At 71.0% G+C, this 11,308-nt stretch carries 13 protein-coding genes; 6 read left to right on the forward strand and 7 right to left on the reverse strand.

Translation table 11 applies throughout. From position 1 onward, the window contains the following. The first annotated feature begins 13 nt into the window (after nucleotides 1-13). Nucleotides 14-262 (forward strand): BON domain-containing protein, encoded by a 249-nt coding sequence (locus tag ABFX54_RS17920; protein ID WP_346106157.1) that lies wholly within the window; start codon nucleotides 14-16, stop codon nucleotides 260-262. After that, nucleotides 255-1,001 carry a metallophosphoesterase family protein gene (locus ABFX54_RS17925; protein WP_346106159.1) on the forward strand — a complete coding sequence of 249 codons (747 nt, stop codon included), beginning with the start codon at nucleotides 255-257 and terminating at the stop codon, nucleotides 999-1,001. The genes ABFX54_RS17920 and ABFX54_RS17925 overlap by 8 nt, the downstream gene beginning before the upstream one ends. Before the next feature lie 170 nt (nucleotides 1,002-1,171). On the opposite strand, the gene ABFX54_RS17930 is transcribed toward ABFX54_RS17925, so the two are convergent. After that, entirely contained in the window at nucleotides 1,172-1,321 is a 150-nt protein-coding gene (locus ABFX54_RS17930) for a GPGG-motif small membrane protein (protein WP_181308348.1), read from the reverse strand. Between the two features lie 201 nt (nucleotides 1,322-1,522). Here ABFX54_RS17930 and ABFX54_RS17935 point away from each other — a divergent pair, with 201 nt between their 5' ends. Next, nucleotides 1,523-2,119: a nucleotidyltransferase gene (locus ABFX54_RS17935; RefSeq protein ID WP_346106161.1), complete on the forward strand. Its 597-nt coding sequence runs from the start codon at nucleotides 1,523-1,525 to the stop codon at nucleotides 2,117-2,119. A gap of 4 nt (nucleotides 2,120-2,123) precedes the next feature. On the opposite strand, the gene secA2 is transcribed toward ABFX54_RS17935, so the two are convergent. From secA2 to ABFX54_RS17955, 4 genes are all read right to left on the reverse strand, one after another. Continuing rightward, the gene (gene secA2, locus ABFX54_RS17940) at nucleotides 2,124-4,247 is read right to left on the reverse strand and encodes an accessory Sec system translocase SecA2 (protein WP_346106163.1); all 2,124 of its coding nucleotides are present in this window, start codon (nucleotides 4,245-4,247) and stop codon (nucleotides 2,124-2,126) included. Between the two features lie 231 nt (nucleotides 4,248-4,478). Beyond that, nucleotides 4,479-5,351 (reverse strand): DMT family transporter, encoded by an 873-nt coding sequence (locus ABFX54_RS17945; protein WP_346106165.1) that lies wholly within the window; start codon nucleotides 5,349-5,351, stop codon nucleotides 4,479-4,481. Nucleotides 5,352-5,590: 239 nt separating this feature from the next. After that, on the reverse strand, nucleotides 5,591-6,409 hold the full coding sequence (locus tag ABFX54_RS17950; RefSeq protein WP_346106166.1) for an SAM-dependent methyltransferase: 819 nt from the start codon (nucleotides 6,407-6,409) through the stop codon (nucleotides 5,591-5,593). A 90-nt stretch (nucleotides 6,410-6,499) separates the two neighbouring features. After that, nucleotides 6,500-7,582 carry an acyltransferase family protein gene (locus tag ABFX54_RS17955; protein ID WP_346106168.1) on the reverse strand — a complete coding sequence of 361 codons (1,083 nt, stop codon included), beginning with the start codon at nucleotides 7,580-7,582 and terminating at the stop codon, nucleotides 6,500-6,502. A 197-nt stretch (nucleotides 7,583-7,779) separates the two neighbouring features. Here ABFX54_RS17955 and ABFX54_RS17960 point away from each other — a divergent pair, with 197 nt between their 5' ends. Continuing rightward, entirely contained in the window at nucleotides 7,780-8,154 is a 375-nt protein-coding gene (locus ABFX54_RS17960) for a VOC family protein (RefSeq protein WP_346106169.1), read from the forward strand. Between the two features lie 237 nt (nucleotides 8,155-8,391). After that, nucleotides 8,392-9,426 carry a DMT family transporter gene (locus ABFX54_RS17965; protein WP_346106171.1) on the forward strand — a complete coding sequence of 345 codons (1,035 nt, stop codon included), beginning with the start codon at nucleotides 8,392-8,394 and terminating at the stop codon, nucleotides 9,424-9,426. Here ABFX54_RS17965 and ABFX54_RS17970 read toward each other — a convergent pair. Beyond that, complete coding sequence (locus tag ABFX54_RS17970; RefSeq protein ID WP_346106173.1) at nucleotides 9,353-10,489, reverse strand: FAD-dependent monooxygenase; 1,137 nt, start codon at nucleotides 10,487-10,489, stop codon at nucleotides 9,353-9,355. The two genes, ABFX54_RS17965 and ABFX54_RS17970, sit on opposite strands and share 74 nt — an antisense overlap. Before the next feature lie 81 nt (nucleotides 10,490-10,570). On the opposite strand from ABFX54_RS17970, the gene ABFX54_RS17975 reads away from it, so the two are divergent. After that, nucleotides 10,571-11,134, forward strand: a complete 564-nt coding sequence (locus ABFX54_RS17975; protein WP_346106175.1) for a TetR/AcrR family transcriptional regulator — start codon at nucleotides 10,571-10,573, stop codon at nucleotides 11,132-11,134. A 22-nt stretch (nucleotides 11,135-11,156) separates the two neighbouring features. Here the strand turns inward: ABFX54_RS17975 and ABFX54_RS17980 are convergent. After that, nucleotides 11,157-11,308, reverse strand: a 152-nt coding sequence (locus ABFX54_RS17980) for a hypothetical protein (protein WP_346106255.1), incomplete at its 5' end; no start/stop codon positions are given.

Here is an 11,308-nt window from a genome sequence, read left to right on the forward strand (position 1 = left end):
AAGGAGGCTGGCGATGGAAGCTCCGCAGTACGTCGCGGCCCGCGTCCAGCAGGCGCTGGCCGAGGACGGACGGACGCATGAGCTCGGAATTCGCGTCGACATCCGAGGCGACCAGCTGTTCCTGCGCGGTCAGGTGAGCGGGACGGAGCAGCGCGAACGGCTCGGCCAGGTGGCGCGCGAGGCCGCGCCCGAGCTCCACGTGCACAACGAGATCAACGTCGTGGAGGCGACCGCGCCGGGGGAGGATGAACATCTTGACTGACCTGCGCATCGCCGCGGTGGGAGACATCCACCTGGGCGAAGACGTCAGAGGCCGCTATCGCAAGAAACTCGACGGCATCGAGGACCGCGCGGACGTGTTCATGCTGGCGGGCGACCTGACCAGGCACGGCACGCTGGAGGAGGGCCGGCTGGTGGCCGACGAGCTGCGCGGCCTGCCGATCCCCACCGTCGCGGTGCTCGGCAACCACGACTACCACTCCGACCTCCAGGACGAGATCGCCGCCGAACTGCGCGACGCCGGCGTCATCGTCCTGGACGACGAGGGCGTGGTGATCCAGTGCGGGGACAAGAAGCTGGGCGTGGTCGGCGGGAAGGGCTTCGGCGGCGGGTTCGCCGGCAAGTGCGCCAGCGAGTTCGGCGAGCGCGAGATCAAGGACTTCGTCTCCCACACGCGCCAGATCGCCGAGAGATGGAAGGTGGCGCTCAAGGAGATCGTGGCCGACGAACGGGTGGTGCTCTCCCACTACTCCCCGACCAAGGAGACGCTGGAGGGGGAGCCGCACGAGATCTACCCCTTCCTCGGCAGCTACCTGCTGGCCGAGGCGGTCGACACGGCGGGCGCCGACCTGATCCTGCACGGACACGCGCACAGGGGCAGCGAGAAGGGCATGACGCCGGGCGGCATCAGGGTGCGCAACGTGGCGCTGCCGGTGCTGAACCGGGCCTACGCCGTCTACTGCCTTGAATGCGAGGACGCTTTCGGCGCCGAGGGCGGCTGAACGGCGGGCTCACCGATGAACGGCGGGAAGCGCACAGGCCCCTCGGGAACGAGGAGCCTGTGCGCTTTTTCCCTATGTGCTTTGTTTCAGCGTGCATGAGTGACCGCTGGACCGTTCTCGGGGATCGGCCCAGCGGTCGGGAACGGGCGGGCGGCCGGTGACGGGCGCCCCTAGACATTGAAGATGCTGACCCCACCAGGCCCGACCAGGAAACCGATGACAATGAGGACGATCCCCCAGAGCAGGTCGCGCCGAGCCAGGATCACGTAGATCCCGGAGATGACGAGAATGACGGCGATGATCCAGAGCAAAGTAGCCATGCGCACCGAACTGCCCTCAGGTTTCACCCCTTAACATCTTTTCTTCCGGCAAGGGGGAGAAGATCTTCTCGCCGGTTCGTCAACCCGCCGGTCGCCTTCATCGGGTTTTGCGGAGCCGAGGCGGTCGCGGAGCGGACGATCGTGCTCCGGAAGCTTTACCCTCCAACGTCTAGGTGACGACCGTCTGGGTAGCCCGGTCACATGAGCAGCCACGGCCACGCGGTCACCGACGCCATCCTGGACACGCTCAAGCGTGCCAGCTCCGGGATGAAGGACGCCGGGGTGAAGTTCGCGCTGGCCGGCGGCTGTGCGGCGTACGCGCGCGGGGCGGCGCCCTCCCTGCACGACGTGGACTTCGTCCTGACCGAGCACGACGTGCCCGCCGCGCTGGAGGCGCTGCGCGGGCTGGGCTTCCAGACGGCCAAGCCGCCGGAGGACTGGCTGGTCAAGGCCTACGACGAGGGCCGGCTGGTGGATCTCATCTTCCGGGTGTCCGACCTGCCGATCACCGACGAACTGCTCGACCGGGCCGAGCCGCTGAAGGCGTCGGCGGTGATCGTGCCGGTGCTGGAGGCCACCGACCTGGTGATCTCGTGGCTGCTGCCGCTGTCGGAGCACGCCTGCGACTACGGCGCGCTGCTGGCCCAGGTGCGGGCGCTGCGCGAGCAGGTCGACTGGCCCAGGGTGGCCGCCGTGACGGCCAAGTCGCCGTACGCGACCACGTTCATCACCCTGCTGGAACGGCTGGGCGTGCTGGACGGCCCTGTGGTCGCCTCCGGCGACCCCACCTGGCCCTGAACGGTCAGCCTCTGCGCGTGGCCGCGGTGACGCGCTTGAGGATGCGGTCCCACTCCGTGCCGAACGGGTTGTCCTGGACGAGGTAGGTCCATGTCGCCGTCGGGCGCCCCAGGTCGGGCTCCGGCGCCTCGAACGACTCCAGCGAACGCCGCTCCACCTCGGCGAGCAGTGACTTGTACTCCTTGACGGCTTCGCGGTGGAACTCGTCGATCGGGCTCATCCGGCCCAGCGCCCGCAGGTGGATGCCCTCGCGCAGGTCGGTCAGGAACGCCAGGTGCTCGGTCCAGCAGCGGTCGATCGCGTGCAGCACGATCTGCCTGGCCGTCTCGTCCCTGGTGTCCTCGGGCAGCTCCTCCCAGCGCTTGGGATCGGCCTCGGCCAGCGCCTTGGCGGCGGCGTCGCCGTGGAGCACCTTGTCGCGCCACTCCAGGATGAGCTCGCGCTGGTGTTCGAGCAGGCGCGTGTAGCGCCACGTGTTGCGGTGGATCTCCAGGTTGACGCCCTCGGCGACGCGCTGGGCGTGGCCGACGAGGTAGGCGCCGCGCCGGTGGCGGACCAGGCCGTCGGCGTCGGCGGCGGGCGGGCGCTCGTCGGGGACGAACTGGGTGATCAGGTCGTCCTTCATGCTGACGAAGAAGACCGATCCGCCCGGGTCGCCCTGGCGGCCCGCGCGCCCGCGCAACTGGTCGTCCAGGCGGCTGCTGGCATGGCGGCCCGAGCCGATCACGTAGAGGCCGCCCAGCTCGGCGACGCCCTCGCCGAGGCGGATGTCGGTGCCGCGCCCGGCCATCTGGGTCGAGACGGTGATGGCGTCGCGCTCGCCCGCCCTGGCGATGATCGCGGCCTCTTCCGCGTCGTTCTTGGCGTTGAGCACGACCGGCTCCAGGCCGCGCCGCTGCAGCAGCTTGGCCAGGTTTTCCGACTCGGCCACGTCGAGGGTGCCGATGAGGATGGGCCGGCCGCTCTCGTGCACGGACTGGATCTCCTCGACCAGCGCCGCGTCCTTGTCGGGCACGGTCGGGTAGACGCGGTCGGGCTCGTCGGTGCGCACGCACGGCCGGTTGGGCGGGATCACCGCGACCTTGAGGCCGTAGAACTCGCCGAGCTGCTCGCTGACGGCCACGGCGGTGCCCGTCATGCCGCAGATCTGCGGGTAGCGGCGGATCAGGCCCTGCACGGTGATCGAGTCGAGGATCTCGCCCTTCTGGCTCGGCGGCAGCGCCTCCTTGGCCTCCACGGCCGCCTGGAGGCCGTTGGGCCAGCGCTGCAGCAGCGCCACCCGGCCGCGCGAGGGGTTGATCAGCTGCACCTTGCCGTCGCGCACGATGTAGTCGACGTCGCGGGCCAGCAACGCGTGGGCGTGCAGGGCCAGGTTGAGCTCGATCAGCGTGCCGGGCTCGTGCTCGTCGTAGAGCTCGACGCCGAGCAGGTTTTCCACGCTGTCGGCGCCCTTGGGGGTGAGGTAGACGTTGCGGGCCTGCTCGTCGATCTCGTAGTGGTAGCCGCGCACGAGCTGGCGCACCAGCGCCGCCATCTCCGGCACCGCGCTGCCAGGATCGGCCGCGCCGGCCATGACCAGCGGCACGCGGGCCTCGTCCACGAGCACGGAGTCGGCCTCGTCGATCAGCGCCACCTCGGGCGCGGGCACGATGATCTCGCTCGCGTCGGTACGCAGCCGGTCGCGCAGCACGTCGAACCCGATCTCGCTGACCGGCCCGTACGTCACGTCCTTCGCGTACGCCGCGCGCCGCTCCTCGGGCGTGGAGTTCTGGTCGATCCAGCCCACGCTGACGCCGAGCGCCTCGTAGAACGGGCCCATCCACTCCGCGTCACGCCTGGCCAGGTAGTCGTTGACCGAGATGACGTGCACCCGCTTGCCCTGCAAGGCGTAGCCGGCCGCCGCCATGGCCCCCGACAGGGTCTTGCCCTCGCCGGTGGCCATCTCGGCGACCTTGCCGTCGAGCAGGGCCAGCGTGCCGAGCAACTGCACGTCGTAGGGGCGCAGCCCGAGGGTGCGGTCGGCGGCCTCGCGCGCGACCGCGCAGAACTCGGCCAGGTCGTCCATGCCGGGCGACGGCAGCTCGTCGAGCTCGGCGACACGGCCGGCGCGCGCGTGCGCCGCCTTCACAACCTTCTGGTAGGGCGTCAGAGGAACGCCTCCAGGCCGATCCAGAAGGTTCCTCAGTATTCCCTTGAACGAGGCCACACTTCCTCCAACGCGCGCTTCGCCGACACCGTTCCCACGGCCGGCCCTGTGCCGGCCCTCCGCCGGCCTTGCCGTGTCAGGGGGAGCGGAGCGACGGTCCGGCAAGCGTCGCCGTACCGGACCTTAACTCATCCGGCCGCCTGCGCCGTCACATCACGCCGCATCGGCACGTGCGGCGAGTACGGTGACGGCGGCCAGCAGCAGGAGGCAGCCCGCCCAGGCCGGCGCCGTGAGCCGCTCGCCGAACAGCACGACCCCGAGCAGCGCCGCGCCCACCGCCTCGCCGAGCGAGATGATCGACACGGTGGTGGCCCGCAGGGCGGTCAGGGCGCGGAAGAACAGCCCGTACGCCAGCGCGGTCGGCACCGCGCCCAGATAGAGCAGCAGCCAGGCCGATGTCCAGTTCAGCTCGGGCACCACCCCTTCGGCCAGCGCGAACGGCGCCAGGCACACGGCGCCGACGACGAACCCGCCGATCGACACGGACTGGGGGTCGTCGTCGCGGTGGCGGCGGGAGAAGAGCGTCACCCCCGCGTACCCGGCGGCCGAGCCCAGGGCGAAGGCGATGCCGAGCACCGAGGAGGCGCGGGCCTGCAGCACGCTCTCGCCCGTGAGCAGGAGCAGCCCGGCCAGCGCGGCGGCCAGGGCGGCGAGCGCGACCCGGCCCAGGCGCTCGCGCAGCACGAAACGGCTGCCCAGGGCGGTGAAGACCGGGGTGGCGCCCATGGTCACCACCGTCGCCAGCGCGACGCCGGAGTGCGCGATGGCGGCGAAGTAGGCGGTCTGGTAGACGGCCATCCCGGCGCCGACGACCAGGACGCGCCAGGTGAGCAGCCCGCCCCGAGGGCGACGGCGGGCCAGGGCGAGCAGGAAGGCGGCGCCGAGCAGGTAGCGCCAGAGCGACACGCCGACGGGGCCGAGGCCGCCCGTCTCGAAGAGCAGGACACCGGCGGCGCCGCCGGTGCCCCAGGCGGTCGCGGCCACGGACACGTAAAGGGCGCCCCGCCGGGCGGAGACATGGGTCATGACAGGGGTTCTCCGGATGGAGTGGTCGGTATGGGCCCGTATGCGGGCAGCGACCACCCCCGGATCCGTCAGACCCGGCGATATCTGGATAAGCCGCCCGCTAGCGGGCGGGCGGAGGGGAGCAGATCAGACGTCGCGGCATGGGCCACAGCGTAGCGGCCACGCGGGCCTGGCCGCGCCACGATTTCGTGCCGCACCGTTCACGCGTCGCGTGCCGCGCGGGCGGCGCGTTCCGTGCCTCAGGGTTTGCGGGCCACGCCGCCGACCAGCAGTTCCTCCCAGGGCGCGAGCGGGCCGGGGAGGCGGTCGTCGGGATGCCACTCGGGGAAGTGCACCACGCCGGGCTCCACGAGCGTCAGGCCGTCGAAGAAGCGCTCGACGGCCTCGTGGTCGCGGAAGTGCCCGGTGCCCATGGTCGCCTGGAGCATGATCTCCAGCGCCTTGGCCTTCGGGTTGTCCGAGGCCAGGAAGTTGGAGGCGGCCAGGTGGCTGCCCGGCGGCAGCGCGTCCATGTACCGCTTGACCAGGGCGTGCGGCTGCTCCTCGTCGGAGAACAGGTGCAGCACGCCGATGATCAGGATCGCCGTCGGCCGCGCCGGGTCGATCAGCCGGCGCACGGCCGGATGGCCGAGCACGGCGTCCACGTCGCGGGCGTCGGCGGTGATGGAGTCGGCGTTCGGGTTGCCGCCGAGGATGGCGCGGGCGTGCGGCTCCACCATGGGGTCGTTGTCCACGTAGACCACCCGCGCCTGCGGGTCGGCGAACTGGGCCACCTCATGGGTGTTCTCGACCGTGGGCAGCCCGGCGCCGAGGTCGATGATCTGCTTGACGCCCGCCTCGCGTACGAGGAAGTCGACGACCCGGCCGATGAAGGCCCGGTTGCACCACACGAGGTCGACGACCTCGGGCACCGCGTCCTTGAGCCGGCGCGCCACCGAGCGGTCGGAGGCGAAGTTCTCCTGGCCGCCCAGCAGGGCGTCGTGCACACGGGCCACGCTGGGCCGCTCGGGATCCACGCCTGGAGGGGCCCATTCCTGCTGCTCACCGCTGAGACTCATCCGGGCTCCTTCTGCCATCCGTGACGCGGATCGTATCCGCAGCCGGGGGCCCCACGCTCCGCCTGGCGAGCGGTTGTCAGGAGAGTCAACTCACGCTGTCGGGCTTCCCGCCGGCACCACGGCGTGCGCGGGCGGCTCCCGTTTCGACAGCAGCCGCTTGAGCCGGGGCGCGAGCGGCCGCTCCACGAACCGGTGCACCAGGTACGCCGCCCCCAGCATGACCGCGATCATCGCCACCAGCAGCACGTACTTGTTCACCGCGTCCTCCAGCCGGGCGAACAGGATGAACCCGACGTGGGCGTGCAGCAGGTACAGCGGGTACGTCAGCGCCCCCGCCGTCACCAGCCACGGCCTGGCCAGCACGCTCGTCACCCGCAGCGACACGAACGTCATGACCAGGAAGATGAGCACGACCACGGCCGTGATGACCACCGGCGAGTACGTCACCGAGTACCGCTCGCCGACCGCCTCGGCGTACCCGATGGCCCGGTAGACCGCGTTGCCCAGGCAGATCGGCACCAGCAGCGCGATCTGCACGGTCAGCCCGAAGCGGTAGAGCATGAAGAGCGCCATCCCGGCGATGAAGTAGTGGGAGAACTCCGACTGCACGACCAGGTCCGCGATCCCCGGCAGCAGCCCCAGCTCGACCAGGAACGTCAGCGCCAGCCAGCCCCACAGCCCGGCCAGGATGCGGCCCTTGGTCATCCCGATGAACGTGAAGGCCAGCATCAGCACGTAGAACCGCATCTCGGCCCAGAGCGTCCAGTAGACGACGTCCACGTTCTCGATGTTCGGCACCGCCTGGAACATCGTCAGGTTGGCCAGCACCTGGGGTAACGAGACCTGGAACAGCCCCTGCCCGAGCGTCACGGTCACCACGGCGGTGATCGCGATGCCGATCCAGTACGCCGGATAGAGCCGCACCACGCGGGACACCACGAACTGCCGGGGCGTCCTGCCCCAGGCGCTCATGAGCACGACGAAACCGCTGATGAGGAAGAACAGGTCCACGCCCAGGTAGCCGTACTTGGCCCAGGCGCTCTCGGTGACGAACGTCACAGTGGTCTTGCCGCCCGCCCACCCGGAGAAGACGTAGTGGAACAGCACGACGCACAGAGCCGCCAGCAGCCGGAGCCCGTCGATCTCATAGAGCCGTTCTGGCCTGGTTCGCACGGCTGTCTCCCTTCGGTTGAGGAGAGGGTGGCGGCATCAGCTTGCGGTTTGGTTAAAGAACGTCAAAGGCATTCTTACGGGTTTACACGAAAACCGACGGCTTGTTGATGTTCTGTGGGAAAAGTCGGACCCGTCCGCGTAGGGCCGCACGATGTACCTGACAGGAGATGGCAGGTATGGCTGCGAGGGTGAACGGCATGACGACGAAAGCAAGGCTGATGGCCTTCACCATCGACTGTGCCGACCCCCGCACGCTGGCGGCCTTCTACCACGAGGTGACGGGGATGGAGATCACGTACGCGGAGGACGAGTACGCCGCCATCACCGACGGCACCACCAGCATCTACTTCGGCCGGGTGCCCGAGCGCGAGCCGGCCGACTGGCCGGGGCCGGCCAAGCAGTTCCACCTCGACTTCCGGGTGCCGGACGTCGACCAGGCGGTCAAGGAGTACGTCGCGCTGGGGGCCACCAGGCCCGAGTTCCAGCCGGGTGTCACCGAGGAGGGCACGCGCTGGGTCGTGCTGCGGGACCCGCAGGGCCACCTCTTCTGCGTCTGCCCCGAGCAGTCGTAAGCCATCCGAATGGGGGCCCTCGCTCGCGGGCGTGGCGTCTCGTGACAGGAGGGCTGGAACGGGGCGAAACGCCTGCTCGGGCTCAAGGATGAGCCACATGTCCGTGCGCGTCGCCCCCGACTTGTAATGTTTTATCAGCCTAAAGGATGATTCTGGAGTCCCTCCGGCCTCATAAGCTGGAGCAATGCTCTTGAAAGGATCCCCGAGTCTGCGCGGGCCGCGATGACGTGGGTCGGCATGCTCATCGCCCTGGCGGGCGCGCTGGGATACGCGTTCGGGGCCGCGCTGCAGCAGTACGAGGTCGTGGCGGAAGGCGCCTCACTCAAGCTCGCCAGACGTCCGCGCTGGTGGGTGGGCGGCATCATCTCCTTCAGCGGCGCGTGCCTGCACGCCGTGGCGCTCAGCTTCGCGCCCCTGGTCGCCGTGCAGCCGATCAGCGTGGCCACCCTGGTGTTCGCGGTGCCGCTGGCCGCCTTCATGTACGGGCGGCGGCCCTACCGCGCGGAGATCCTCGGCTCCATCGCCGTGGCCGTGGGCCTGCTCTGGCTCATGCTCCTGGTGCCCACGCACAACGTGACGCCCAGGCTCGGCAACGGCGCCGCTCTCGGGTTCATCGCGGTCATCGGGGTGGTCACGCTGGCCACCCAGGTGGTCGCGAGCCGGGTGCACGGGCCGGCCAAGGCGCTGCTGCTGTCCGTCGGCGCGGGGGCCGTCACCGCGAGCGTGTCCACGTTCGTGCGTGTGATCGGCGGCGGCATGCAGGGCGACTGGGGGCGGCTGATCCACTGGTTCAGCCTGGCCGTGCCGGTGCTGCTGGTCTGCGCCGTGGTGCTGCTGCAGCGCTCGTACGCCGTGGGCTACTTCGGCATCGCCTACGCCGGGGTGCAGGTCATCGACCCGATCACCTCCGTGCTGGCCGGGGCGCTGCTGCTCGGGGAGCCGCTGCCGACCGACGCCTCGACGGCCGTGCCCGCCGTGCTGGCCGCCGCTCTGACCATCGGCGGCACGATCACGCTGGGCCGCCTCGCCCCCGACCACAACGCCAAGCCGGCCACCACGCGGCCCTCCGCGCAACCTCTGAACGGCGCAGCGCAGCCCGCCAACGGCACCGCCCAGCCCCTCAACGGCGCCGCGCGGCCTGCCAACGGCTCCTCGCCGCGCGCCGGCCGGCCTTCTCCCGAGCTGGCCGAGCGCACGATCACCGTGCAGGTTCCCCAGGTGGACGCCAGCGCAGCAGCTCGTCCATCGACCGCAACATCAGACCTGGGCTGAGCCGGGCCGCCGCCGACAGCCCGGCGTCGCGCAGCCACACCGCCGCCGGGTTGCGGATCCCGCTCATCCGGCACAGCGTCATCGACCGCCGGACGATCTTCGCGGTGCGCTCCACCCGGGCCGCCGAGTACGCGGCCAGGTCACCCCCGGCCACGTGCGCCAGCACCACGCCGTCCTCGATCGCCTGGCAGGCACCCTGCCCGAGGTTGGGCGTCATCGGGTGGGCGGCGTCCCCGACCAGCGCCACCCTGCCCCGGTGGAAGGCGGGCAGCGGCCGGGCCTGGTGGTAGATGTCGTTCCTGATGATCATGGCGGGGTCGGCCGCCCGCAGCAGCGCGGGGATCGGCTCGTGCCAGCCGCCGAACCTGCGCAGCAACTCCTCCCGCTCGTCGGCGTGCGCGGTCCCGGCGGGCAGCACGTCGGTCGCGTAGACGTAGACCACGTCCCCGGCCAGCAGATGGATGCCGAACACCGTGCCCCGGCCCCAGCTCTCCGAGCGCGGGATCGTCAGGCCGCCGCGCGGAATGAGACCGCGCCAGGCCGTCACCCCGGAGTACGCCGGTCCTGGATGCCCGGGGAAGAGCGCGCGCCGGGTGGCCGAGTGGATGCCGTCGGCCGCCACGACGAGGTCGGCCTCCAGGTCACCCGCCTCCGTGCGGACGAGGCCCCTTTCCGCGTCCACGTCCTTGACGGCCGTGCCGAGCAGCAGCCGGTCGTGGCCGAGCGCGTCCAGCAGCACCTCCATCAGCGTGGCGCGCAGCAGGACCACCACCGAGTCGCCGTACTCGGCGTCGGCGTCCGCCTCGCTGGCCTGCACCATCCAGCGCCCGTCCGAGCGCCGCAGGCCGAAGCGGCCCTCCGCCGAGGAGAGCGCGCGGATCCGGTCGCCGAGGCCGACGGCGTCGAGTGCCTTGAGCGCGTTGGCGGAGATCGCCAGGCCCGACCCGACCGGCTCGATCACCGGCACGCGCTCCAGGACGGTCACGTCCCATCCCTTGCGCCGCAGCGCCACTCCGGCGGCCAGACCGCCGACCCCGCCGCCGACCACCACGGCCTTCGCCATCGCCAGCCTCCTCACTACGTCTGTAGTGTCACTGTACTACGCCTGTAGTCCGGTCCCACTACCCCTGTAGTATCGGCTTCCGTGAAACGCTCAGACGTCGTGGCGGACGCGGCCATCACCCTGCTGGCCGAGCGGGGCATGCGCGGCCTGACCCACCGGGCCGTGGACGAGGCCGCGGGGCTGCCGCCCGGGTCCACTTCCAACCTGGCCCGCACGCGGGCGGCGCTGCTGGAGCTGACGCTGTCGCGGCTCACCGAGCTGGAGCTGCGGGCGCTGGCGGGGGCGTACGGGGCGGAGTCGTACGAGCTGGGCGGGCTGCCCGCCCGCATGGCGGGGGCGCTGCACCTCCAGCTCAAGGACCGCCGCCGCACGCTGGCCCGCTACGAGCTGGCCCTGGAGGCCACCCGGCGGCCGGAGCTGCGCACGATCTACGACCAGGCCGGGCGGCGCTTTCGCGATCCGGCCGTGGCCATGCTGGCGGCACTCGGCTCACCTGAGCCGGTGCGGCACGCGCGCAGCCTCGTGGCGTTCGGGGAGGGGCTCATGTTCGACGCCATCGCGGGCGCGGGGGCCGTACCGGACCGGGACGAGCTCGAAACGGCCCTGCGCGAGCTCCTGGCCGGCATGCTCGGCAGCCATCTCTGACCCCGCTCGGTGCACACGATGCTCAGGTGAGCGTCACCGGGCCGTGCCGTCCTGACAGGACGACGGTGAGCGTGGGACGGCGGCCTTCTGCGAGGTCGAGGCGGGTGTCCACCGCCGCCAGATCCCGCCGCACGGCCTCGGGGTCGGGGTGGACGGCGGCCACGGACACCAGCT

Origin of the sequence: Nonomuraea maheshkhaliensis (assembly GCF_039529435.1) — a bacterium.
GTDB classification, from domain to species: domain Bacteria; phylum Actinomycetota; class Actinomycetes; order Streptosporangiales; family Streptosporangiaceae; genus Nonomuraea; species Nonomuraea maheshkhaliensis.